This is a genomic window from Kitasatospora sp. NPDC023385 (genome assembly GCF_055664045.1).
The window spans coordinates 79697-103343 of record NZ_JBVOOL010000010.1 but is presented as its reverse complement, the minus strand read 5'-3'; the positions used below and the strand labels follow the sequence as shown (position 1 = coordinate 103343).

General features: G+C 72.4%; 19 protein-coding genes. 4 read left to right on the top strand and 15 right to left on the bottom strand.

Features of this window, described 5'->3' with window-relative positions; all coding sequences use genetic code 11:
* Positions 1 to 37: 37 nt before the first annotated feature.
* From AC0B61_RS17755 to AC0B61_RS17735, 5 genes are all read right to left on the bottom strand, one after another.
* A complete protein-coding gene (locus tag AC0B61_RS17755; RefSeq protein ID WP_471741601.1) occupies positions 38 to 2146 on the bottom strand; it encodes a xanthine dehydrogenase family protein molybdopterin-binding subunit in 2109 nt (702 codons plus the stop codon).
* The gene (locus AC0B61_RS17750) at positions 2146 to 3147 is read right to left on the bottom strand and encodes an FAD binding domain-containing protein (RefSeq protein ID WP_471741600.1); all 1002 of its coding nucleotides are present in this window, start codon (positions 3145 to 3147) and stop codon (positions 2146 to 2148) included. The genes AC0B61_RS17755 and AC0B61_RS17750 overlap by 1 nt, the downstream gene beginning before the upstream one ends.
* Complete coding sequence (locus AC0B61_RS17745; RefSeq protein ID WP_471741599.1) at positions 3144 to 3698, bottom strand: (2Fe-2S)-binding protein; 555 nt, start codon at positions 3696 to 3698, stop codon at positions 3144 to 3146. The genes AC0B61_RS17750 and AC0B61_RS17745 overlap by 4 nt, the downstream gene beginning before the upstream one ends.
* 73 nt (positions 3699 to 3771) lie before the next feature.
* Positions 3772 to 4470 (bottom strand): hypothetical protein, encoded by a 699-nt coding sequence (locus AC0B61_RS17740; protein WP_471741598.1) that lies wholly within the window; start codon positions 4468 to 4470, stop codon positions 3772 to 3774.
* A 224-nt stretch (positions 4471 to 4694) separates the two neighbouring features.
* Positions 4695 to 5615, bottom strand: a complete 921-nt coding sequence (locus AC0B61_RS17735; RefSeq protein WP_471741597.1) for an NADP-dependent oxidoreductase — start codon at positions 5613 to 5615, stop codon at positions 4695 to 4697.
* 228 nt (positions 5616 to 5843) lie between these two features.
* On the opposite strand from AC0B61_RS17735, the gene AC0B61_RS17730 reads away from it, so the two are divergent.
* The 4 genes from AC0B61_RS17730 to aspA all read left to right on the top strand — a co-directional run bounded on the left by AC0B61_RS17730 (position 5844) and on the right by aspA (position 10616).
* Complete coding sequence (locus AC0B61_RS17730) at positions 5844 to 6575, top strand: FadR/GntR family transcriptional regulator (protein ID WP_471741596.1); 732 nt, start codon at positions 5844 to 5846, stop codon at positions 6573 to 6575.
* Positions 6572 to 8011 (top strand): amino acid permease, encoded by a 1440-nt coding sequence (locus AC0B61_RS17725; RefSeq protein WP_471741595.1) that lies wholly within the window; start codon positions 6572 to 6574, stop codon positions 8009 to 8011. The genes AC0B61_RS17730 and AC0B61_RS17725 overlap by 4 nt, the downstream gene beginning before the upstream one ends.
* Positions 8012 to 8108: 97 nt before the next feature.
* Positions 8109 to 9149, top strand: a complete 1041-nt coding sequence (locus AC0B61_RS17720) for an asparaginase (RefSeq protein WP_471741594.1) — start codon at positions 8109 to 8111, stop codon at positions 9147 to 9149.
* Positions 9150 to 9206: 57 nt separating this feature from the next.
* Complete coding sequence (aspA, locus tag AC0B61_RS17715; RefSeq protein WP_471741593.1) at positions 9207 to 10616, top strand: aspartate ammonia-lyase; 1410 nt, start codon at positions 9207 to 9209, stop codon at positions 10614 to 10616.
* Between the two features lie 105 nt (positions 10617 to 10721).
* Here the strand turns inward: aspA and AC0B61_RS17710 are convergent, their stop codons facing one another.
* From AC0B61_RS17710 to chvE, 10 genes are all read right to left on the bottom strand, one after another.
* Positions 10722 to 12194, bottom strand: coding sequence for a SulP family inorganic anion transporter (locus AC0B61_RS17710; RefSeq protein ID WP_471741592.1), 1473 nt, complete (start codon positions 12192 to 12194; stop codon positions 10722 to 10724).
* Positions 12195 to 12271: 77 nt separating this feature from the next.
* Positions 12272 to 12862 carry a carbonic anhydrase gene (locus tag AC0B61_RS17705; RefSeq protein WP_471741591.1) on the bottom strand — a complete coding sequence of 197 codons (591 nt, stop codon included), beginning with the start codon at positions 12860 to 12862 and terminating at the stop codon, positions 12272 to 12274.
* 216 nt (positions 12863 to 13078) lie between these two features.
* Positions 13079 to 13411 (bottom strand): hypothetical protein, encoded by a 333-nt coding sequence (locus AC0B61_RS17700; RefSeq protein ID WP_471741590.1) that lies wholly within the window; start codon positions 13409 to 13411, stop codon positions 13079 to 13081.
* A 477-nt stretch (positions 13412 to 13888) separates the two neighbouring features.
* Positions 13889 to 14680, bottom strand: a complete 792-nt coding sequence (locus AC0B61_RS17695) for a hypothetical protein (RefSeq protein ID WP_471741589.1) — start codon at positions 14678 to 14680, stop codon at positions 13889 to 13891.
* A complete protein-coding gene (locus tag AC0B61_RS17690) occupies positions 14677 to 15207 on the bottom strand; it encodes a SigE family RNA polymerase sigma factor (protein ID WP_471741588.1) in 531 nt (176 codons plus the stop codon). Before AC0B61_RS17690 ends, AC0B61_RS17695 begins: the two co-directional genes overlap by 4 nt.
* 131 nt (positions 15208 to 15338) lie before the next feature.
* Entirely contained in the window at positions 15339 to 16358 is a 1020-nt protein-coding gene (locus AC0B61_RS17685; RefSeq protein ID WP_471741587.1) for an expansin EXLX1 family cellulose-binding protein, read from the bottom strand.
* Between the two features lie 154 nt (positions 16359 to 16512).
* On the bottom strand, positions 16513 to 19161 hold the full coding sequence (locus tag AC0B61_RS17680; protein WP_471741586.1) for an RICIN domain-containing protein: 2649 nt from the start codon (positions 19159 to 19161) through the stop codon (positions 16513 to 16515).
* A 302-nt stretch (positions 19162 to 19463) separates the two neighbouring features.
* Positions 19464 to 20699, bottom strand: a complete 1236-nt coding sequence (gene mmsB / locus AC0B61_RS17675; RefSeq protein ID WP_471741585.1) for a multiple monosaccharide ABC transporter permease — start codon at positions 20697 to 20699, stop codon at positions 19464 to 19466.
* A gap of 3 nt (positions 20700 to 20702) precedes the next feature.
* Positions 20703 to 22250, bottom strand: a complete 1548-nt coding sequence (mmsA, locus tag AC0B61_RS17670; protein WP_471741584.1) for a multiple monosaccharide ABC transporter ATP-binding protein — start codon at positions 22248 to 22250, stop codon at positions 20703 to 20705.
* Positions 22251 to 22414: 164 nt separating this feature from the next.
* On the bottom strand, positions 22415 to 23509 hold the full coding sequence (chvE, locus tag AC0B61_RS17665) for a multiple monosaccharide ABC transporter substrate-binding protein (RefSeq protein ID WP_471741583.1): 1095 nt from the start codon (positions 23507 to 23509) through the stop codon (positions 22415 to 22417).
* Positions 23510 to 23647 lie beyond the last annotated feature (138 nt).

The following is a 23647-nucleotide window of genomic DNA, read 5'->3' as shown; positions in this document are numbered from 1 at the left end:
CAGCGGCCACGAGCGGCTGACCGCGGTCAGCCTGCGGTCAGCCCTCGGGCCGCTCCGCCAGCGCGGGCAGGACCTTGTCCAGCGTGATCGGCAGGTCCCGAACGCGCCTGCCGCAGGCGTGCCACACCGCGTTCGACACCGCGGCGGCCGTGCCGACGATGCCGATCTCCCCGATGCCCTTGGAGCCCATGGCGTTGACGTGGGGGTCGTGCTCGGGGAGCCAGTGCGCCTCGATCCCGTCGACGTCCGCGTTGGCGGTGATGTGGTAGTCGGCGAGGTCGTGGTTGACGACATGGCCGGTGCGGGGGTCGAGCACGCTGTCCTCGTGCAACGCCATGGACAGCCCCATCGTCATCCCGCCGACGAACTGTGAGCGTGCCGTGCGCGGATTGATGATCCGGCCCGCGGCGAACACGCCCAGCAGGCGCGCCACCCGTACCTCGCCGGTGTCCGCGTGGACGTGCGCCTCGGCGAACTGCGCCCCGAAGGCGTGCATCGCGTAGCGGTCGTCGGCCGGCCCGACGGTGCCGGAGGCCTCGGCCCCGTCCGGCGGCTCGGTCCCGTACCTGTCGCGGAAGGCGCGCGCGGCCTCGACCACGGCCGAGCCCCACGTCGTCATGCCCGAGGAGCCCCCGGCCACCGACGCCATCGGGTAGTCGGTGTCGCCGATTCGCACGTCCACGCGCTCCACCGGGACGCCGAGCGCGTCCGCGGTGATCTGCGGCAGTGTGGTCCAGGTACCGGTGCCGAGGTCGGCCGCGCCGATCTCGGCGACGTAGCGGTCGCCTTCCCGCCGGATCGTCGCCGTCGACTTCGGCATCCGGCTGACCGGGTAGGTGGAGGCCGCGACGCCCGTGCCGACCAGCCAGTCGCCGCGGCGGCGCACGCCGGGCCGCGGGTCGCGCCCCGACCAGCCGAACCGCGCCGCGCCCTCCCGCAGGCAGCCGACCAGGTTGCGGCTGGAGAAGGGCTTGCCCGAGCCGGGTTCGACGGCGGGCTCGTTGCGGATCCGCAGGTCGACCGGGTCCATGCCCAGGCGCTCGGCCAGCTCGTCCAGGGCCACCTCGGGGCCGAACATGCCGGGGCACTCGCCCGGCGCGCGCATCCAGGACGGCACCGGGACGTCGAGGGCGGCGAGCCGGTGCGTGGTCCGCCGGTTCGGCGAGGCGTACATCATGCGCGCGGGCACACCGGTCTGCTCGGCGAACTCCTTGATGCGCGAGGTCTGTTCGACGACGTCGATGGCGAGCGCGGTGAGCCTGCCGCCCCGGTCGGCGCCGAGGCGGCACCGCTGGATGGTCGGCGTGCGGTAGCCGGCGAGGGAGAACATCTGCTGTCGGGTCAGGGCCATCCGCACGGGCCGGCCGGGGACCGCGCGAGCGGCCAGCGCGGCGAGCACCACGTTGACGTGCGGTTGCCCCTTGGACCCGAACCCCCCGCCGACGTACGGGCAGACGACCCGCACCCGCGCCTCGTCGAGACCGAACACCGACGCCAGGGCGGCACGCGTCGGGTGGACGCCCTGGGTGGAGTCCCACAGGGTGAGGAAGCCGTCGCCCGCCGGATCCCACAGAGCCGCCGTGGCATGCGGCTCCATCGGGTTGTTGTGGTACATCGCGGTGGTGTAGGTCTCCTCGACCATCACCTCCGCGGCCGCCATCGCGGCGTCGACGTCGCCCTCGGCGGTGTCGGTGGGGAAGTCCGGGTTCACCGCCTCGGGCGCGTACAGGTCGTCGCGGTCGGCCCGCAGTTCGGCGTCGTGCGCCTTCTGCGCGTAGCCGACCCGGACGAGAGCGGCCGCCTGCCGCGCCACCTCGGAGCTGTCGGCGACGACCACGGCGACGACCTGCCCCCGGAAGGCGACCTCCTCGTCCTGGAGGACCGCCAACTCCCGGTCCTCGGTGGAGGCCAGGCGCTCCGCGGTGCGGGGGGTGAGCACCGCGACCACGCCGTCGAGTGCTTCGGCGACCGTGGTGTCCAGCTCCGTGACGCGTCCCCGGGCGATCGTGGCCTGGACGGCGTGCAGGTAGGCGGCGTCCGCCAGCGGAGTCTCGTAGGCGTAGGTGGCGGTGCCCAGGACCTTGGCGGGCCCGTCGCGGCGGGGCAGGTCGCGGCCGACGGCGTCCGGTTCGGTCGGGAACGTCATCAGGAGTCCTCTCCGGCCAGGCCGCGCAGGGTGGCGGCAAGGGTGCGACGCAGCAGGGGGATCTTGAACGCGTTGCCGCCGCCCAGCCCCTCGGCGGGCCGGGCATCGGCGAGTTCCGCGTCCGCGGCGGCCCGGTAGCTGCCCTCCGACGCCGTGGCGCCGCGCAACGCCTCCTCGGCCCGGTACGCGCGCCACGGCGCGTGCGCGACACCGCCGAACGCGACGCGCGCGTCGACGATCACGCCGTCCTCGACGTCGAGCGCCGCGGCGACGCTGACCAGGGCGAACGCGTACGAGGCACGGTCGCGCACCTTGCGGTAGGCCGACCGGCGGGCGATGGGCTGCGCCGGCAGGTCGATCGCGGTGATCAACTCACCGTGCCCGAGCACCGTGTCGCGCTCCGGAGCGTCGCCGGGCAGCCGGTGCAGGTCGACGAAGGGGACCGTGCGCTCGCCGTCCGGACCGAGCACCCGCACCCGTGCCTCCAGCGCGGCCATCGCCACGGCCATGTCGGACGGGTGCACCGCGATGCAGTGCTCGGACGCGCCGAGGACCGCGTGGTGGCGGGTCCACCCTCCGATCGCGGAACAGCCCGAGCCAGGCTGCCGCTTGTTGCACGGCGTCGTGACGTCCTGGAAGTAGACGCAGCGGGTCCGTTGCAGCGGATTCCCGCCCACGGTGGCCATGTTGCGCAACTGCCCCGACGCGCCCGACAACAGCGCCTGCGACAGCACCGGGAACCGCTCGCGCACCCGCGGATCCGCGGCGAGTTCGCTGTTGCTGACCCCCGCGCCGATCCTGAGGGCCCCGCCGCCGAGCTCCTCGACCTCGGCGGGCAGGACGTCCGCGACGCTGACGACGAGAGCGGGTTCGACGACGCCCAGCTTGAGATGGTCCACCAGGTTCGTACCGCCGCCGAGGAACACCGCGCCCGGATTCCCGGCGACGCTGCGCACGGCCGCCGCGGCGTCGGCGGGGGTGAGGTAGTCGAACGGTTTCACCCGGCCACCCCCGTGCCGGCCGCCCGCCGGACCGGCGCCGCCCCGGCCGCCTGCCGCACGGCGGCCACGATGTTGACGTAGGCCCCGCAGCGGCACAGGTTGCCGCTCATCCGCTCGGCGACCTCCGCGCGGTCCAGCCGCGGCGCCCCAGCGCCGTCGGTGACGGCGCTGGGCCAGCCCTTCGCGAACTCGTCGAGCACCCCGACCGCGGAAACCACCTGCCCGGGGGTGCAGTAGCCGCACTGGAGCGCGTCGCAGTCGATGAAGGCCTGCTGCACCGGGTGCAGGGCACCTTCGGCGGGCTCCCCGGTGGCGAGCCCTTCGGCGGTGACGACTTCGGCGCCGTCCTGGGTGACCGCGAGCATGAGGCAGCTCAACACGCGCCGCCCGCCGGACAGCACCGTGCACGCACCGCACTGTCCGTGGTCGCAGCCCTTCTTGGGGCTCGTCACTCCGAGTCGTTCACGCAGGGCGTCGAGCAGCGTCGTACGCGTGTCGACGGTCAGCCGACGCGAGACCCCGTCGACCTGCACGGTGATTTCCCTCTTCATCGCACGAGAGTCCCCGGCCCCCGCCGCGCTCACACGGCGCGCGGCGCCGCGTCACACCCGTGGCGGCAGGGGATCAGGCGGTGGGCAGGCCGTTCGCCATCTCCCGGAAGCGGGCGGAGGGCCGCATCATGCCGTTGTCGCCGACGTTCAGGTTCTCCAGCCAGCCGTTCCGGTACCAGAAGACCGACGAGGTCAGCGCGGCCGGATCGTTGACCTGGAGCTGCTTCGTCAGGTCGATCATGAAGCGGATCGCGTTCAGCGACGAGCCGGTGCGGATCGGCGCCGCGCAGAACGCGTTGTTCGTCGGCAGGGTGACCAGGGCGCCGTGGGGCAACTCGGCGCCGCTCAGGGCGTTCTCCAGGCGCAGGGCCTGGGCGGCGCCGGGCCACGCCCCGGTGCCGTTGACGGCGTGGAGGACGTCGCCGTTCGTCGCGTTGAATGACTGCCGGTTGAGCTGCTCGGTGGCGAGGTTGGCGAAGGCCCGTTCCCAGAGCTCGGCCCGGCTGATGCTCCACTGGTCGGCGGCGTGCTCGGCTATCGACAGGGCCTCGGTCGTCCCGCCCCGCTTCCCGCCGTCCACGCACAGGACGACCGACAGCTCGTCGTCGATCTGCCGGGCCATGGGGTCGGGGCCCAGGGCGCGGGTCGGGGTGACCAGGAGCCGCAGCCGGTCCCGGACCTCGAAGAACGGGATCGCGGCCAGCGCCTTGCACGGGCCGTGCTCGTCGCACAGCGGCTGCGGAAGGTTCTTGCGGTTGCCGAACAGCGGCATGGGTGGACTCCCTGGATCGGTGCGGGCGGTCGGGCCAAGCGCCCAGCATCCCACTGGAGTTCACCGCTGTGTCAGTGGATCATCCGATCTCGGGCCCGGCCCGGACGGTGTGCCGTTCGGCCGGAGGCCTCCCGCCGGGATCGCTTGCCCCGCGCACCGTCCGGGCCGGGTGCGGCCATCGGGCCGGTCCGGGCCGGGGGTTCAACCGGAGTGGCTGTTCCGCGTCAGGGCATGATGATCAGCTTTCCGCGGGTGTGGCCGGTACGGCTGGCGTCGAAGGCGTCGCCCGTCCGCTCCAACGGGAAGGTCTCGGCGACTTCGACGGTCAGTGCGCCCCGGTCGACCACCGCGGCCAAGTCGGCCAGCTCGGCGCCGTCCGGCCGGACCCAGATCCAGTGACCGCCGTGCTGCTCCACGACCGGGTCGGCGACGGAGACGTGCCGCCCGCCGTCGGCGAGCACCGCGAGCGTCGTCTCCACCTGGCCGCCGACGAAGTCCGCCACGGCCGACACGCCGTCGGGCGCGAGCGCGCGCACCCGCTCGGTGAGGCCGTCGCCGTAGCTCACCGGCTCGGCGCCCAACCCGCGGACGAAGTCGTGGTTGCGCTCCGAGGCGGTGCCGATCACCCGGGCCCCGCGGTCGCGGCCGAGTTGGACCGCGAGGCTGCCGACGCCGCCCGCGGCCCCGTGCACCAGCAGGACGTCGGCGGGGCCGACCCCGAGCCGGTCCAGGCTGCGCAGCGCGGTGAGGCCGGCCAGCGGGAGCCCGGCCGCCTGCGCCCACTCGAGCGTGGCGGGTTTGCGCGCCACCGCGGGCGCGGCGACCGCGACGTACTCGGCGAAGGTGCCGGCCTGCACCACGTCCTTGCGGGCGTAGGCGATCACCTCGTCCCCGGGCGCGAACTCGGGGGTGTCGGGGCCGGTCCTGGTGACCACGCCGGCCACGTCCCAGCCGGGGACCACGGGGAAGACGGCGTCCATCATGGCGTCCAGGCCGCCCGCCATGACCTTCCAGTCGACCGGGTTGACGGCCGCCGCCCGGACCTGGATCAGCACCTGGCCGGGGCCCACCTTGGGGTCGGGTACCTCGCCGTACCGCAGCCGGGAGTTGTCCTCGGCGTACGAGTCGTAGGTCACGGCGCGCATGAACGTCCTCCACGGGCTGCTGGCTTCGGGCTTCGGTTGCGCGCCCGCCGCCGGGTGGCGGCGGGGCGCCTCCGGTCACGCTATGCCGGGCACGGGTGCCCGGCACCCACGCGGACCCGTCGGGGCGACGCGGGACCGGGCCCTCGCCCTGGTGCCGAGCGCGGGGGTGCTCAGGCCGAGACAGCGGATCTCTTGACACGGTGGTCCGCAAGCCCGCAGGATCAGCCCGTGAACCTGTCAGACAGCCAGACAGGCGGCCCGATCCCGCGTCGCGTCAGCGCGACGGAAGCGGTGTTCGGCCACCTGCGCAGCGCCATCGAGCGCGGCGACTACGCCGTGGGGGACAAGCTCCCCTCGGAAGCCGAACTGTGCCGGACCATGGAAGTCAGCCGACCCGTCCTGCGGGAAGCACTCCGCGCCCTGCAGGCCATGGGCCTGACCGTGGCGAAGACCGGCAAGGGCACCTTCGTCGTCGCGAACGCCGTGGATGACCCGACCTTCGGCGACTACGCCGCCAGCGACCTGCTGGAAGTGCGCCGGCACGTCGAGATCCCGGTCGCGGGGTACGCCGCGCTGCGCCGCACCCCGGAGGACCTGGACCACCTGACGCACCTGCTCGACCGGATGGAGCAGGAGACCGACACCACCGCGTGGGTCGCGCTGGACACCGTGTTCCACCTGGCCGTGGCCGAGGCCGCCCGCAACCCGGTGTTCCGCCGGGTCATCGAGGAGATCCGTGACGCACTGGCGCGTCAGTCGGCGTTCCTCAACGAGCTGGGCGGGCGGCGCGACCAGTCGAACTGCGAGCACCGCGCGATCGTCGAGGCGCTGATCGACGGCTCCGAGCACGACGCGGTGGCGGCCATGTCGCACCACCTCCACCGGGTCGAGACGACCCTCATCGACATCGTGCGCCCCGGGCGTGCGGAGTTCCCAACGGAAGGCAGATCCGAGGCGTGAGCGAGCAGTTCCTCAAGGACGAGAAACGCCCCACGACCCGTCACACCGACGCCGGAGACACCGGCTACAGCAAGTCCCTGAAACCCCGGCACGTCAACATGATCGCCATCGGCGGCGCGATCGGCACCGGCCTGTTCCTCGGCGCGGGCGGGCGCCTCGCCGATGCCGGGCCCTCCCTGTTCGTCGCGTACGCCGTCTGCGGCCTCTTCGCGTTCCTCGTCGTCCGTGCCCTCGGCGAACTCGTCCTGTACCGCCCGTCCTCCGGCGCCTTCGTGTCGTACGCCCGGGAGTTCCTGGGGGAGAAGGGCGCGTACACGGCGGGGTGGATGTACTTCCTCAACTGGGCGACCACCGGCATCGCCGACATCACCGCCGTGGCGACGTACACCCACTACTGGCACCTGTTCTCCAGCGTCCCGCAGTGGGTGATCGCCCTCATCGCGCTGGCCGTGGTGCTCACCGTGAACCTCATCTCGGTGCGGATCTTCGGCGAACTGGAGTTCTGGTTCGCGATCGTCAAGGTCAGCGCGCTGGTGGTGTTCATGGGCATCGGGATCTTCCTGCTGGTCACCCGGCACCCGGTCGACGGTGTGGTGCCCGGCCCGTCGCTGATCGCCGACAACGGCGGCATCTTCCCCAACGGCCTGCTGCCCATGCTGCTGATCGTCCAGGGCGTCGTCTTCGCCTACGCCTCCGTCGAGCTGGTCGGCGTCGCGGCCGGTGAGACGGAGCACCCCGAGAAGGTCATGCCGAAGGCGATCAACTCGATCATGTGGCGGGTGGGCCTGTTCTACGTCGGCTCGGTGCTCCTCCTGTCGATGCTGCTGCCGTGGAACCGGTACACCGCCGGCCAGAGCCCGTTCGTGACCGTGCTGTCCCACGTCGGCGTGCCCGCGGCCGGCAGCGTGATGAACCTGGTCGTGCTCACCGCCGCCCTGTCCTCGCTCAACTCCGGCCTCTACTCCACCGGCCGCATCCTGCGCTCGATGGCGGTCAACGGATCCGCCCCGCGCTTCACCGCCCGGATGAGCCGCAGCCAGGTGCCGTACGGCGGCATCCTGCTCACCAGCGGCATGTGCGTCCTCGGCGTCGGCCTCAACTTCGTCGTCCCGGCGGACGCGTTCGAGATCGTGCTGAACTTCGCGGCGATCGGCATCCTCGCCACCTGGGCCATGATCATGGTCTGCCACCTCCTCTTCTGGCGGAAGACCAAGGCCGGAGAACTGACCCGCCCCGACTACCGGCTGCCCGGCTCGCCCTGGACCGAACTCGTGACGCTGGCCTTCCTCGCCTCCGTCCTGGTCCTCATGTACGCCGACGGCGGCGCCGGCCGCACCACCGTGCTCTGCCTGCCGCTGATCGGCGCGGTGCTGGTCGTCGGCTGGTACGCGATCCGCCGCCGCGCTCGTGCCGAGACCACCGGATCCGACAGCTGATGCTCTGTCAGAAACCTTCCTGGCTCCGCGGATTCGCCGCCGGGCGGCACAGGACCGAACAGCGACCAGCAGCAACCCACCACCGAACGAGGCAGTGATGCGCAGCAGTTCCCACGCGGACGCGCCCGCGATCCGTGAGCCCCGGCACGCACCCGTCGCCCATGTCACCCGTGGCGGCGTGGTCGAGGGGATCCACTACGGCTCCGTCGTCGTCCTCGGCGGCAACGGAGACGGTGACGGCGACGGCGACGGCGACGTGCGGTTCCGCATCGGCGACATCGAGGCCGCCTGCTACCCGCGGTCCGCCCTCAAGCCCGTCCAGGCCGTCGCCATGGTGCGGGCCGGACTGCCGCTCGACGGCGAACCGCTCGCCCTCGCGATGGGCAGCCACTCCGGCGAGGAACGCCACCTCGCCGGGGCCCGGCGGATCCTCGCAGCGGCCGGCGTCACCGAGGACGACCTGCGCAACGTCCCCGACCTGCCGTACGGCCGGGCCGCCCGGGACACCTGGGTGCGGGAGGGCCGCGCGCCCTCCCGGCTCGCCCAGAACTGCTCCGGCAAGCACGCCGCGATGCTGTACCTCTGCACGCTCAACGGCTGGCCCCTGGAGACCTACCTCGACCCGGCCCACCCCCTCCAGACCGCGATCGCCGACGTCGTGGCAGAGCTCACCGGCCAGCGCATCGCGAACGTCACCGTCGACGGCTGCGGCGCCCCGCTGTTCTCCGTCTCCCTGCACGGCCTCGCCCGCGCCGCCGCCCGCATCGCCACGGCGGCGCCGGGCACCGCCGAACGCCGGGTGGCGGACGCGCTGCGCGGCCACCCGGAGATGGCCTCCGGCACCGGACGGGACGTGGCCGAGCTGATGCGCGCGGTGCCCGGACTGCTCGCCAAAGACGGCTTCGAAGGCGTGCAGATCGCCGCCCTGCCCGACGGCCGCGCCATCGCCGTGAAGATCGCCGACGGGGCGGACCGGGCGCGCGTCCCGGTGGCGGCCGCCGCCCTGGCACGGGCGGGAGTCGACCCGCGGCTGCTCGCCCCGTTCGCCGGAGAGCCGATGAGCGGCGGCGGCCGGCCCGTCGGCGGCATCCGGCCGGTGCCGGCGCTGGACCCGCCCGCCGCGCTGATCCCGGCCTGACCCGCCCTTCACGCTCCGACCTCGCCCACCCACCTCAGGAAGAGGACCCGTCCACCCATGACCGCCGCCACCCGCAGCGAACACGACCTGCTCGGAGACCGCGACGTCCCCGCCGACGCCTACTGGGGCGTCCACACCCTGCGCGCCACCGAGAACTTCCCCATCACGGGCACGCCCATCTCCGCCTACCCGCACCTGATCGAGGCCCTGGCCGCCGTGAAGGAGGCCGCCGCCCTCGCCAACGAGGAACTCGGCCTGCTGGAGCCCGGGAAGGCCGCCGCGATCGTCACCGCCTGCCGGGAGATCCGCGCCGGGAAGCTGCACGACCAGTTCGTCGTCGACGTGATCCAGGGCGGCGCCGGCACCTCGACCAACATGAACGCCAACGAGGTCGTCGCCAACCGGGCGCTGGAACTGCTCGGCCACGCCAAGGGCGAGTACCGGCACCTGCACCCCAACGAGGACGTCAACCTCGGCCAGTCCACCAACGACGTCTACCCGACCGCCGTACGGATCGCGACCGTCTACGCGGTGCGCGGCCTGCTCGACGCGATGGCCGTCCTCCAGGAGGCCTTCGCCGGCAAGTCCGTCGAGTTCCGCGACGTGCTGAAGATGGGCCGCACCCAGCTCCAGGACGCCGTGCCGATGACGCTCGGCCAGGAGTTCTCCGCCTTCGCCGTCATGCTCGACGAGGACCGCAGCCGGCTCGCGGAGGCCGTCGAGCTGATCCACGAGATCAACCTCGGCGCGACGGCCATCGGCACGGGCCTCAACGCCCCCGCCGGCTACGCCGAATCGGCGCGCCGCCACCTCGCCGGCATCAGCGGGCTGCCGCTGGTCACCGCGGCCAACCTGGTCGAAGCCACCCAGGACTGCGGCGCGTTCGTCCAGATGTCCGGCGTGCTCAAGCGCATCGCCGTCAAGCTGTCCAAGACCTGCAACGACCTGCGGCTGCTGTCCTCCGGCCCGCGCGCGGGCCTCGGCGAGATCAACCTGCCGCCGGTGCAGGCCGGTTCGAGCATCATGCCCGGCAAGGTCAACCCGGTGATCCCCGAGGTCGTCAACCAGGTCGCCTTCGAGGTGATCGGCAACGACGTCGCCATCACGATGGCCGCCGAGGCGGGCCAGCTGCAGCTCAACGCCTTCGAACCGATCATCCTGCACTCGCTGTCGGAGTCCGTCACCCACCTGCGCGCGGCCTGCCTCACCCTCGCCGAGCGCTGCGTGGGCGGCATCACCGCCAACACCGAGATGCTGCGCGCGACCGTCGAGAACTCGATCGGCCTGGTCACCGCCCTGAACCCGCACATCGGGTACACGGCCGCCACCGACATCGCCAAGGAGGCCCTCGCCAGCGGCCGGGGCGTGGCCGAACTCGTCCTGGAGCGGGGCCTGCTCCCGGCCGAGACGCTCACCGCACTGCTGCGGCCCGAGGTCATCGCCGGCACCGGCGCGGCCCTGGCCTGACGACGAGCGGGCCCCGACGGGAGGCCCGCGACCCGCCGCCGCACCGGGCGTCCCGGCGCGGCGGCGGGTCTCACGACACCGGACCAGGCCCCGACCGGACCGGGCCTAACCGGCCAGGGCCGGTATCAGCCGGACGGCCTCCGGGGCGTGCGCGTTGTGCCGCTCGGCCCAGGTGTCCAGCGCCGACTGGCAGGCGTGGTCGAGATGGCGGAGCCCGCGGAGGTCCAGCTCCACGACCTGGTCCGCCGGCTGCGATTCGAGGGCGTCCAGGAGGGTGGGCAGCCGGAGGAAGGTGGCGTTGCCCGTCAGCCGGACCCGGACGGCGCCGCCCGGCCGCTCCTCCGTCTCCACCTGCAGCCGGGACATCTCCCAGGCGGTCTTGACGATCGAAAGGCCCAGGCCGATCAGCACGCCCTCGAACATGTTGACCGTGACGATGGCCACGGCGGTCGCCGCGAGGACCACCGCCTCGGAACGGTGCTCGCGCCACAGCGGGCCGATGTGCCTGAACGGCAGCAGCTTGAACCCGGCGTGCACCAGAACACCCGCGAGCGCCGCCACCGGGATGACGGCGAGGGCCGCCGGGAGCAGCGCGGCGAAGAGCAGCAGCCACACGCCGTGCAGCACCCGGGACGCCTTGGTCCGGGCCCCGGCCTGGACGTTGGCGGCGCTGCGGACGATGACCGCGGTCATCGGCAGGGCGCCGAGCGCGCCGCAGAGCGTGTTGCCCGCCCCCTGGGCCATGAGCTCCTTGTCGTAGTCGGTGCGCGGTCCGTCGTGGATCCGGTCGACGGCCGCCGCGCTGAACAGGCTCTCGGCCGACGCGACGAGGGTGAAGGCCACGATCGTGACGATCAGGGCGGGCGTGAACTGGTCGAACACGCCGGCGCCGGGCGGCTGAACGGCGTCCAGCAGACCCTTGACCTCGACCTTCTTCACCGGACGGTGGAGCAGCCAGGCGGCGGCCGTGGCGAGGAGGACGGCCACCAGCGCGCCCGGGACGACCCGCACCCTGGCCGGCAGGCGTTGCCACAGCACGATCACGGCGATGGTGCCGACGCCGAGCGCGAAAGAGTACCCGGCGCCGGGCGAGGCGACGAGCCGCGACAGCAGACCGGGCAGGCCGAGGAGCTTGCCGAGTCCGCTCGCGGGGGCGGGCCGGTCGGCCAGCGCGTACAGCTGGCCGGCGATGATGACCAGGCCGATGCCGGCCAGCATGCCCTCGACCACGGAGACGGAGATCGCCCGGAACCACCGGCCCCAGCGCAGCGCGCCGAGCAGCAGCTGGAGCAGGCCGGTGGCGACGACCACGACGCCGAGGGCGGGCAGTCCGAACCGCTGGACGGTCTCGGCGACCAGGACGGTCAACCCGGCGGCCGGGCCGCTGACTTGAAGGCTGCTGCCGGGCAGCGCGCCGGTCACCAGGCCGCCGACGATGCCGGTGATCAGGCCGAGTTCGGCGGGCACGCCCGAGGCGACGGCGACGCCGACGCACAGCGGGAGGGCGACCAGGAACACGACGAGCGAGGCGGTCAGGTCGTACTTGAACAGGCCGAGCCTGAGCGTGGGAAGACGCATGGGAGCCCTCATCGGTGGAGGTTCGGAGGTCGGAGGTTCGGAGATGGGGGGCCGCGGGGTGACGGAGGGCCGCGGTGTCACAGCGGCAGGAAGGCGTCGGTGCCCGGGCGGTGGCTGAGGACCGCGCCGGTGTGCACTTCGTAGAACCAGCCGTGCAGGCCCAGCAGGCCCTCGTCGACGCGGCGGGCGACGCTCGGGTGGGTGCGCAGCCGCTCCAACTGGTCCAGGACGTGGCGTTGCACGGGGGCGGCCAGGTCGTGGCTCGGCTCCCCGTCGGGCGTCAGCGCGGTGCCGTCGGCGAGCCAGTCACGCACCGCGGGCACGGCGGTGAGGTCGTCACCCCGGACGACGGCGCCCACGGCGCCGCAGTGGGAGTGCCCGCACACCACGATGTCGGCGACGCCCAGGACCTCGACCGCGTACTCGATGGTCGCGGCCTCGGCCGAGGGAACCGGCGGACGGTACGGCGGCACGATGTTGCCGGCGGTGCGCATCTCGAAGAGGTCGCCCGGCCGGGCGCCGGTGAGGGCGGCGGGGATGATGCGGGAGTCCGAGCAGGTGATGAACAGTGCCTGCGGGTTCTGGCCCGCCGCCAGCCGCCCGAAGGCGTCGGCGTCCTGCGCGGCACGGTGGCGGAAGGTACGGGCGTGGTCGATGAATGCTTGCATGTCGGTGCCTCGGGCCCTTCGGAAGTCGGGTAGGAACGGAGACTTCGGGACCGTGCCCGCTCGGTACGGAGGCAGGCAGCGCGGAGCGCGGCGGCACGGCGGTGCTGCCGTGGGCCGTCGTGGGCCTGTCGTGAACTGCCGGGCGTGGGGCGGCGGAGGGGCCGCCGTTCGGGAGGTAGCCGCCGTCGATGAGCGTGCGGGCGCGGTCGGCGCCGATCAGCAGCGGCACACCTGGAGGACCGCCGCTCTGCACCGTCTGCTCGTCCCGTAGGGCGGGTCGGACACACCGACCGGCGGCGGGACGGCGGTGTCGGGAGCGTCGTGGGCGATGGTCGCGGTCAACTCGGGTCGCCGGTCGGGGACTTCGACGTTCCGGGGCCGTACCCAGCAGAGGCCGGGGGCGGATTTGGGGGCTACGGCCTCCTCGGCGAGCTTCGCCTCCGCGACCGCCCGCGGGCAGCGCTCCTGCCGGAGGAACGCGGAGGCGGACTGGCACAGCACCAGCAGGCCCAACACGGCCACGAGGGCCACGGCCGCGGGGCCTGTCACCCTCCTGACCATGGACATTGACCACTCCTTTTCCTGGACCTGACTCTTTGTTGGCCTCTTGCTGAGTTCGACGTCCCGGAAAGGGTGTGGGTTCCGGAATCCGGTGAACAGTGCGTGAATCACTTTTGCCGGAAAGTGATGATCTACTCGCCGCTGCTCCGAATGTGGGTGGCCGGTGAATTGATTGCGATGCGACCTTTCAACAATTCGTTCGACATGGTGAAGATTCGTAGGCGTACCGTTTGTGCGGCGATCCGGCCGCGCCGAACTCCTTCGACAACGTTACCGAGAGCGCGGTGACTTGGGAGGTCCGGAGTTCACGGCCCCCTGGCGCCGGCCGTGAGAATGCAACTCGGCGGCCGGCGGAGGATCCTCCGGGATTACTCCAGGGAAGATCCGTCGCCGACCGCCGACCCGTCGTCGATCGTGCGGGGGATTCGCCGGCCGCCGGTTTCCCGGCCGGAGCCGGGCCGGCCGCTACCGTGCCGGTGTGAATCCTCCCGATACCCCGGCCGGGCCGCCCGCCGACTGGGCATCGACGCGGTAGGTGTCGCCGGCGGCATTGCGCACACCGGTGGCGTGGTTGTACTGGCCGGCGAATTCGTGCTGCCCGGTCGGTACCGTGCGGCCGGGCTTGAGGACCCAGCGGTAGACCAGCGCGCCGCCGGACTCCTGCACGGTGACGGTGAAGTCGTCGTTCGGCAGGGTCCGCCAGTTGCCGGTGTCCCGTACGTCGCCGGTCTGGGCGATCCGCATCTCCACGGTGAGCGCGGTGAGCGGCTGGGTGGTCTTGAGCACGACGTCGTTCTGGGCCCAGTAGACGGTGCTGTGCTGGTCCACCGAGCCGTCCGACCACAGCGGGCCGTTCTGGGGCCGGCTGCTCGCCGGGGGAGTCGGGCGCGAACTCGTGGGAGCCGGGGCGGGTGGCGCGGTGGTGATGGCCGGGGCCGGGCTGGTGGGGGGAGTGGGCCGGGCCGTGGGGGAGTCCGCCGCCGGGGACGGGGCGGCCGGTGCGGTGGTGGCGGTGTCCGACGGCGGCGGCGTTCCGACGATGCCGGCGACGGCGGCGACGGCGAGCCCGCCGGTCGCCAGGATGCCGGCGGCGGCGAGGCCGGCGAGGGCGGCCCTGGGCCACCTCGCGAACGACGGCGTGCGGTGGCGGACGGGAGGGCCGGCCGCGCCGCGTTCGACGCGGGCCAGGATCCGTGCGCGGTCGGGCTGGTGGGCGTCGGCGGCCTCGCGCAGCCGCCGGGTGATGTCCTCGTTCACCGGTTCCTCCTTCCTGTCGTCAGTTCGCCGACCGCTCGTGCGCCGAGGGCGCGTTCCAGCTCGGCCATCCCCTTCGAGGTCTGGCTCTTCACCGTACCGACCGATATGCCCAGGGCCGCGGCGGTGTCCTTCTCCGACAGGTCGAAGGCGTGGCGCAGCACCACGCACGCGCGCTTGCGGAACGGCAGCCGGGCGAGCGCCGCGCGGACGTCCAGCACGGCGGCCACGTCCGGGCCTTCCGTCTTCTCCGGGTTGCGGGACCAGAACAGCAGGACCCGGCGCCGCTCGCGGACCGCGCTGCGGATCCGGGCCCGGGCCATGTTGGCGACCACCCCGCGGGCGTAGGCGAGCGGGTGGTCGGCCGCGCGGAGCCGGTCCCAGCGCTGCCACAGGGCGGCCAGGGCATCCGCCGCGAGGTCGTCGGCCGCGTCCGTCTCGCCGGTCAGGAGGTGGGCGAGACGGGCGAGTTCGGCGTAGTGGCGTTCGAAGAAGTCGTGGAACTCCGCGGACGCGTCATCGAGGAGCATCTCCCTCGGTCGCCCTCTCCCTGCAATGTGAGCGTTAACAATCGGCTTGAGCGTAGCAGTGCCCGTCCTCGGCCCCGGCGGGCGGTCGTCCCGGGGGCGGAGCCCGGACGGCCGACGGGCGAGCGGCGCGGTCAATGCCGGGCGAACTGGACCCGGGCCGGCTGCACGGCCTCCGGTCGCAACGCGATCCCGTCGACGGTCAGTTGTTCGCCGTAGATGTCGGTGACCCTGATCGGGCCGCCGCACCCGGTGCCGTCGGTGGAGAGGAAGTAGTTGTAGTCGGTGCGGGGCAGCTGCCGCCAGCCGCCGGCCGCCCGGACCTCCAGCGTCGCCACCGGGTTCCGGTGGCCGATCGCCTGGATGCCGCACCACCACTGGCTGGACCCGGTCTTGTACCGGATCGACATCGTGTCCGGCGCCGTACCGGGGCTCAACAGCGTCCAGGTGACCGGGAGGCGGCCCACCGAGAGCTCGGCGAGCTTGGCGAAGGCCTCGTGGCTGAGGTCGAGCTGCCCGGGCGCGCAGGGCAGCGGGCACTCGTTGACGATCCGCACGGTGATGCTCGCCCCGTTGGCGGCGCGGACCAGTACGGAGGCCCCGCACGCCTTCGACACCTCGTAGTCGGTGTGGTTCATCGCCGCGACCATGAGATCGCCGGACGGGCCGAACGAGCAGGCGCCGTTGCCGTCGGCCGCGTCGTAGGACGTCACGACACCCTGGTAGCTCGCCCCGGGCTTGATCCGCCCGGCGAGGGAGGCGGTGGACGGAGCCGCGCCCGCGGTCCCGGCGGCCGAAGGCGAGGGGGTGCCGGGGGCCGACGGCGTGGCACCGGCCGACGGCTTCCGGGTGAGGGTGGCCGAGGGCGAGGGGGTGCCGGAGGCCGACGGCGGGGCGCTGCCGGTCGACGGCGTCGCCACGGTGGGCGTGGATCCGGCGGGCGCACCGGTGTCGGGCGGCGTAACCGGTTCGGTGGCCGGTCCGGTGGCCGCGACGGACGCGGCGGCCGGCTCCCCGGCACCCGAACCGCCGCCGCTGCCCGGAAGGAGCGCGAAGGCCAGGCACACCAGCACGGCGGCCGCCACCAGCGCCAACGGAATGCCCATGACCAGCCCGCGCCTCGGCTGCGGGGCGGCGTGCTTCGTTGCCGTCATTCCCATCCATTCGGTAGATCGACTCGACGTTGCACCCCTCAGTGGGCGCCGGGGCCGGAAAGGTTGCCGCTCCGGCGCGGATTCTTTTCGGGGCCGTCCGGGGCCGCCCGGGGGCGGCGGCGCGAAGCCGCCGGCCGCCCCCGGGCCGGGCCGGTCAGGACGGGTCGCCGTAGACCACGCCGCGGCCGCCGGCGCCCAGGTAGACCCGGCCGTAGACGTCGGGGTCGCCGGAGATGACGCTGACGAGGGTGCCGCCGAACTGGTGCTGGTCGTCGTTGATCCGCACCCACGACGAGCCGCCGTCGGTGGAGCGGAACAGGCCGACGACGCCCTTCACCTTGCCGCTCAGGTAGAGGGCCTGGTACCCGGCGCCCGGTGCCGCCTTGCCGAAGCCGATGGCGCTCGCCTGCTCGACGCCGTCGAGCTTGCGGAAGCTCGCCCCGCCGTCGGTGGAGTGCCGCAGCCCGCTGCCCCCGCCGGCGATCCACAGGTCACCGGCGATGCCCGGGACGGTCTTGAGCTGCCCGTCGCCCAGGCCGGTGGCGTGGGCGGTGAAGTGCCTGCCGCCGTCGGTGGCGGAGTACAGGGTGCCGCCGCTGAGGGCGTAGAAGGTGCCGGCCGCCGCGCGGTCGGCCACCACGGCCGCGTCCTTGGGCAGGCCGGAGGCCGGCGCCCAGGACGCGCCGCGGTTGGTGGAGACGAACGGGACCTGGCCCGCCGGGGTCCACACCACGGTGCCGCCGTCCGCCGAGACGGCCGCGGCACCGCCGCCCGCGTCGCCCACCGGAGCGCTCGCGAACGGGGTCCAACCGGCTCCGCCGTCGGTCGAGTACGCGCCGTGCTGCTGGCCGCCGAGACCGACCCGCACCATGAACTCCGGCTTCGCCTGGGCGAAGTCGACGCCGGTGGTGTTGGTGAACAGCGGCCCGCTCAGCGCCTTCGCGGGGACCTTGGTCAGGTCGTCGTGCCGGAACCCGCTGACGTCGCCGAGCGCGCTGATCAGCGGGAGGCCGGGGGGCTTGACCAGGCCGAGCGTCGCGGTCTCCTCCAGTCCCTTGGCCGGGACGGTCCAGTGCGTCGGGCGACCGCTGTCCGCCGCCGTCACGTCGTTGCTGCCCCACATGCCCGAGCCGGTGCCGTACAGCACGTGCCCGGAGTCGAACGGGTCGATGGCCAGCGCGCCCATCCAGTGCCCGATGCCGGTGCCCACGTACGGCGCCGCGGAGTCGTCGCGCTCCGAGCTCGCGCCGAGCGCCTTCCAGGTGGCGCCGCCGTCGGTCGACCGGTAGAGCTCGTCGGAGGGCCACCAGCGGTCCAGCGTGGTGACCATCACCGTGGACGGGTGCTGCGGATCGACCGCCAGCCCGTCGAAGCCGTAACTGCCGCTGGACGGCGAGACGTTCTGCCACGCCCCGGTGGACGGCGTGTACTTCCACACCGAGCCGGCCGTCACCCCGTTCGGGCCGGGCGCGTTGGTGTACGTCAGGTAGAACGAGCCGTCGCCGGACAGCACGCCGTGCTGCGGCAGTTGGCCGGTGGGCTGGCCGGCCACGGCCTGCCAGGTGGTGCCGCCGTCGGTGGAGCGGTACAGGGAGGTGGCCCTGTCGGCCACGCCGACGTAGATCGTCCTGCTGCCGGCCGGGCCGAAGGTCACGAAGGACAGGCCGACGCCGCTGCTCGCACCGTCCTTGACGGGGAAGGCGCCGACCTGGCTCCAGGTCACGCCGTAGTCGGTGCTGCGCCACAGGCCGTTCTTCCGGGTACCCAGGTAGAGCGTGCGGTGGTCGGCGGGGTCCACCACCAGGCGCTCGCCCATGGACCGGCCGTCCTCGTTGCCGCCCAGCTTGAACGGCAGGTCGGTGCGCTGGAACGTCCGGCCCTGGTCGGTGGAGCGCAGGATCGCGCCGTTGCCCGCCCAGTCGTTGGTGTAGGTGCCGCTCGCGAGGTAGAGCCGGTCGGGGTCGACCGGGTCGGTCGCCAGGCTCTCGATGCCCAGCAGGTTCCAGTCGGCGCCGCCGATCCAGTCGGTCAGCGAGGTCCACCGGCCGGCCGCCGCGTCCCAGCGGTACGCGCCGCCGATGTCCGTGCGGGCGTACAGCAGGTCCTTGCGGGCGGGGTTGAACACCAGTCCGGTGACGAAGCCGCCGCCGACGATCTGCGCGTTGTGCCAGGTGTACCCGCCCGTGCCGGACACCTTCGCCAGCCGCCACTGCTGGTTGGTGCTGCCCCGGTCGGCGTACTGGATGAGCGGCACCCCCTCGCCGCTGCCGCCGCCCCACACGTCGAGCACCAGGCCGCTGTTGCGGGAGACGAACTTCACCGTGCCGTCGCCCACGTCCTGCATCCGCCACTGCTGGGCGGCGGAGGCGTGGTCGCTCTGCTGCTCGACGGCGGCGGCGGACTGCGAGGAGTCACCGCGCACTCCCAGGACCTTGTGGCTGCCGCGGTTCTCCAGCTCGTAGTAGCCGTCCCCCGTCAGCCGCAGCCGCCACTGCTGGCTCGCGGCCGCGGCCACCCGGTTCATCTGCCGGATCCAGACGCCGTCGGCCGCGTCCGACCCGGGCACGTCCAGCGCCTTGTCGCTGCGGACGGACACCAGCGCGTAGTAGGCGTCCGGGTCGACCGACGCGGCCTTGGAGTCCGCCTGCACGAACAGCAGGTAGGGCCCGAGCACCCCGGGCACACCCAGGGCCAGGCCCAACGTGGTCCAGCGCCGGCGGTGGCGCCCGCGGGGGCGTCGCACCCCGGCGCTCGCGCGGGCGCGCCGGCGGTGGCCGTCCGCCGTGGGGTCCGTGTCGTTCATGGGGCTACTCCTTGCTTCGGCGCTGCCGCGCGCACCCGCTCGGGAGTGGCGGTGCGCGGCGCCAGGCGGCGGTGGGATCGGACGACCCGTGGGCGGGTTCCGCCCTCCGGTTCGTCTGTCAGTTGCCGCCGTCGCGGAGGAGGTTGCCGCCGGTTCGAAAGTTTTTCCGCGAGGTGTGCCCGACGGGCCCCAGGGACGGTCGGTGGCGCCGTCGGACTGTGCCGCCGGCAGCCCCGGAAACGGGAGGACGGGCTGCGGCGCCGAGGCACCGCAGCCCGTCCTCCCGTGCTCGGGCGGTCCGGTCAGGACCCTGCTCGGCGCTTGTTGTAGACGTCGAAGCCGACGGCCGCGAGCAGGACCAGGCCCTTGATGACCTGCTGGTAGTCGGTGCCGACACCGACCAGCGACATGCCGTTGTTGAGGACGCCCAGCACCAGGCCGCCGATGATGGCGCCGAGGACGGTGCCCACACCGCCGCTGGCGGAGGCGCCGCCGATGAACGCGGCGGCGATGGCCTCCAGTTCGAAGTTGATGCCGGCCTGCGGCGTGCCGGCGTTGAGGCGGGCCGCGAAGACCAGGCCGGCGAGCGCCGCGAGGACGCCCATGTTGGTGAAGGCGAGGAAGACGACCCGCTTGCTCTTCACCCCGGACAGCTTGGCCGCGGCCTCGTTGCCGCCGATGGCGTAGGTGTGCCGCCCGATGATCGAGTTGCGCATCAGGTAGCCGAAGCCGACCAGCAACGCGCCGAGGATCAGCAGCACGATCGGCACGCCGTGGTAGCTGGCGAGCAGGAGGGTGAAGGCCACCACGGCCGCGGTGATCACGGCGAGCTTGACCAGGAACAGCCCGAGCGGGAGCAGTTCCAGCCCGTACGAGGCGGTCTGCCGACGGCCGCGCACCTCCTGGAGGATCGCGACGGCCAGCACCGCGAGGCCCAGCAGCAGGGTGAGGTTGTGGTAGTTGGTGTGCGGGCCGACCTCGGGGAGGAAGCCGCTGCTGATGCTCTGGAAGCCCTTGGGGAACGGCGCCACCGACTGGCCCTGCAGGATGATCTGGGTGCCGCCGCGGAACAGCAGCATGCCGGCCAGGGTGACGATGAACGACGGGATCCCGAGGTAGGCGATCCAGAAGCCCTGCCAGGCGCCGGCGACGGCGCCGATCACCAGCGCGGCCAGCAGCGCCACGGGCCACGGCACGTGGTGCTTGACCATCATCACCGCGGCGGCGGCCCCGACGAAGGCGGCCAGGGAGCCGACCGAGAGGTCGATGTGCCCGGCGATGATGACGATCATCATCCCGATCGCCAGGATCAGGATGTAACCGTTCTGCTGGATCAGGTTGGTGATGTTGAGCGGCTGGAGGAGGATGCCGTCCGTCCAGATCTGGAAGAGCAGCACGATCAGCGCGAGTGCGACCAGCATGCCGTACTGGCGCACGTTGCCCCGCAGCGCGCGGGCCAGCATGGCGCCGACGGAGGGGCCGGGGTCGGACTGCGGTGCCTTCGGGGACGAATCCGTGATGATCTCGGTCGGGGCCATGCCTCACACCTGCTCGTTGCTGAATGCGCTGCTCATGGTCATGAGTCGCATGAGGGATTCCTGGGTGGCGTCGGCGCGGGCCACCTCACCGGTGATCCGGCCTTCGGCCATGGTGTAGATCCGGTCGCACAGGCCCAGGAGTTCGGGGAGTTCGGACGAGATGACGAGCACGGCCTTGCCCTGGGCGGCAAGTTCGGCGATGACGGTGTAGATCTCCGCCTTCGCTCCGATGTCGATGCCGCGGGTGGGCTCGTCGAGGATCAGCACCTCCGGCTCGGCGAAGATCCACTTGCTGAGGACGACCTTCTGCTGGTTGCCGCCGCTGAGCGTGCCGGTCCGGGTGAACACCGTCGGGGCCTTGATGTTCATGGTCCGCCGGAAGGACTCGGCGACCCTGGTCTCCTCGTGCCGGTTGACCCGGCCGTACTTCGCGACCTTGCCGAGGGCGCTCAGGGAGATGTTCCGGCTGATGTCGTCGATGAGGTTGAGGCCGAGCTGCTTGCGGTCCTCGGTGACGTACGCGATGCCGTGCCCGATCGCCTCGGGCACCGTGCGGGTGCGGATCTCCTTGCCGTGCAGCCGTACCCGGCCGTCGGCCCACCGCCCGTACGAGCGGCCGAAGACGCTCATGGCCAGCTCGGTGCGGCCGGCGCCCATCAGGCCGGCGATGCCGACGATCTCCCCGCAGCGCACGTTGAGCGAGGCGCTGTCGACCACCATGCGCTGCTGGTCGAGCGGGTGCCGGACGCTCCAGTCCTCGATCTCGAAGGCGATCTCGCCGATGTCCTGGGTGCGCTCGGGGTAGCGGTGCTCCAGGTCGCGGCCGACCATGCCGCGGATGATCCGCTCCTCGGAGATGCCCTCGGAGCCGATCGCGATGGTCTCGATGGTCTGCCCGTCGCGCAGGATCGTCACGGCGTCGGCGACCCGGGCGATCTCGTTCAGCTTGTGCGAGATGATGATGCAGGAGATGCCCTGCGCCTTGAGCTCCAGGATCAGGTCGAGCAGCTTGCGGCTGTCCTCGTCGTTCAGCGCGGCCGTCGGCTCGTCCAGGATGAGCAGCTTGACCTCCTTGGCGAGCGCCTTGGCGATCTCGACCAGTTGCTGCTTGCCCACGCCGAGGTCGGCGATCCGGGTGTGCGGGCTCTCGTCGAGGCCGACCCGGCGGAGCAGCTCGGCGGCGTGGGTGAGCGTCCGGTGCCAGCTGATGATGCCCCGGGAGGCGTGCTCGTTGCCGAGGAAGACGTTCTCGGCGATGGACAGGTACGGCACCAGCGCGAGTTCCTGGTGGATGATGACGATGCCGCGCTGCTCGCTGGCCCGGATGTCCTTGAAGCGGCAGGGCTCGCCCTCGAAGAGGATCTCGCCCTCGTAGCTGCCGTGCGGGTAGACACCGCTGAGCACCTTCATCAGGGTGGACTTGCCGGCGCCGTTCTCGCCGCAGATGGCGTGCACCTCACCGGCGCCGACGCTCAGGTTGACCTCGGAGAGCGCCTTGACGCCGGGGAACGACTTGCTGATCGACCGCATTTCGAGAACGGGTCCAGCCATGGTTGTGCGTCCGTATCGTTCGGGGCGGTGCGGTGGGCGAGCATCCGGGTCTGGGGGGAGCCGCGGGCTCCCGGGCTCCTCGTCGGAGCGACCCGGGCTCCCGGGGACGCTCGCGGACTCCGCACCGCCGGTTCGGAAGGGGCCCGCCGAGCGGGCCCCGCAGGCTACTTGAGCTGGTCCGCGGTGTACTGGCCGCTGTCGACCAGGACCTTCTGGTAGTTGTCCTTGTCGACACTGACCGGCTGCAGCAGCTCCGCCGGGACGGTCTTGACGCCGTTGTTGTACTGGCTGGTGTCGTTGACCTCGGGCTTGCCGCCGGTCAGCAGCGCGTCGCCCATCTGCACGGCGACCTTGGCCAGTTCGCGGGTGTCCTTGTAGACGGTCTGGGTCTGCTCGCCCGCGATGATCGACTTCACCGAGGCCAGCTCGCCGTCCTGCCCGGTGACGACGGGCAGCGACTTGGCGCTGCCGTAGCCGACGCCCTTCAGGGAGGAGATGATGCCGATCGAGATGCCGTCGTACGGCGAGAGCACGGCGTCGACGTGGGCGCTGGTGTACGACTTGCTCAGCAGGTTGTCCATCCGGGACTGGGCGACGCCGCCGTCCCAGCGCAGCGTGGCGACCTGGTTGAAGTCGGTCTGGCCGCTCTGCACGACCAGCTTCTTCTGGTCGAGGTACGGCTTGAGGACGCTCATCGCGCCGTTGAAGAAGAAGTTCGCGTTGTTGTCGTCCGGCGAGCCGGCGAACAGCTCGATGTTGAACGGGCCCTTGCCGTCCGCGAGGCCGAGCTTGTCGACGATGTAGCTGCCCTGGAGGACGCCGACCTTGTAGTTGTCGAAGGTCGCGTAGTAGTCGACGTTGGCCGTGCCGCGGATCAGCCGGTCGTAGGAGATCACCGGGATGTGCGCGTCGGCGGCCTTCTGCAGCACGTTGGTGAGGGAGGAGCCGTCGATGGCGGCGATCACCAGCAGCTTGGCGCCCTTGGTGATCATGTTCTCCACCTGGGAGACCTGGTTCTCCACCACGTTGTCGCCGTACTGCAGGTCGGTCTTGTAGCCCTTGGCCTGGAACTGCTTGACCATGTTGCTGCCGTCGTTGATCCAGCGTTCCGACGACTTGGTCGGCATGGCGATGCCCACCAGGCCGCCCTTGGCGTCCCCCTTGGCCGCGCCGTCGCCGGCGCCGGTGCTGCTCTGGCCGCAGGCCGCCAACGAGAGCGCCAGCCCCGCGGCGACGAGGCTCGCCGAAATCTTCCGCACAGTTCCTCCAGTGTGTTCCGCGACCGGCACAGAGCGTCCCCTGACTGGGCGACTGGGAGCGGTCGAGCGGGGCCGGCCGGCGGGCGGTCCCTGGTGCTGTGGAACATCGGGGTTTCGACTGCCCTGGCCTGGCGTGAC

What these genes read in the sequence shown, in the direction of transcription:
- AC0B61_RS17755 (WP_471741601.1), bottom strand. Translation starts at nt 2,146, where the DNA reads ATGACGTTCCCGACCGAACCGGACGCCGTCGGCCGCGACCTGCCCCGC.
- AC0B61_RS17745 (WP_471741599.1), bottom strand. Translation starts at nt 3,698, where the DNA reads ATGAAGAGGGAAATCACCGTGCAGGTCGACGGGGTCTCGCGTCGGCTG.
- AC0B61_RS17740 (WP_471741598.1), bottom strand. Translation starts at nt 4,470, where the DNA reads ATGCCGCTGTTCGGCAACCGCAAGAACCTTCCGCAGCCGCTGTGCGAC.
- AC0B61_RS17735 (WP_471741597.1), bottom strand. Translation starts at nt 5,615, where the DNA reads ATGCGCGCCGTGACCTACGACTCGTACGCCGAGGACAACTCCCGGCTG.
- AC0B61_RS17720 (WP_471741594.1), top strand. Translation starts at nt 8,109, where the DNA reads ATGCGCAGCAGTTCCCACGCGGACGCGCCCGCGATCCGTGAGCCCCGG.
- aspA (WP_471741593.1), top strand. Translation starts at nt 9,207, where the DNA reads ATGACCGCCGCCACCCGCAGCGAACACGACCTGCTCGGAGACCGCGAC.
- AC0B61_RS17710 (WP_471741592.1), bottom strand. Translation starts at nt 12,194, where the DNA reads ATGCGTCTTCCCACGCTCAGGCTCGGCCTGTTCAAGTACGACCTGACC.
- AC0B61_RS17705 (WP_471741591.1), bottom strand. Translation starts at nt 12,862, where the DNA reads ATGCAAGCATTCATCGACCACGCCCGTACCTTCCGCCACCGTGCCGCG.
- AC0B61_RS17690 (WP_471741588.1), bottom strand. Translation starts at nt 15,207, where the DNA reads ATGCTCCTCGATGACGCGTCCGCGGAGTTCCACGACTTCTTCGAACGC.
- AC0B61_RS17685 (WP_471741587.1), bottom strand. Translation starts at nt 16,358, where the DNA reads ATGACGGCAACGAAGCACGCCGCCCCGCAGCCGAGGCGCGGGCTGGTC.
- AC0B61_RS17680 (WP_471741586.1), bottom strand. Translation starts at nt 19,161, where the DNA reads ATGAACGACACGGACCCCACGGCGGACGGCCACCGCCGGCGCGCCCGC.
- mmsB (WP_471741585.1), bottom strand. Translation starts at nt 20,699, where the DNA reads ATGGCCCCGACCGAGATCATCACGGATTCGTCCCCGAAGGCACCGCAG.
- mmsA (WP_471741584.1), bottom strand. Translation starts at nt 22,250, where the DNA reads ATGGCTGGACCCGTTCTCGAAATGCGGTCGATCAGCAAGTCGTTCCCC.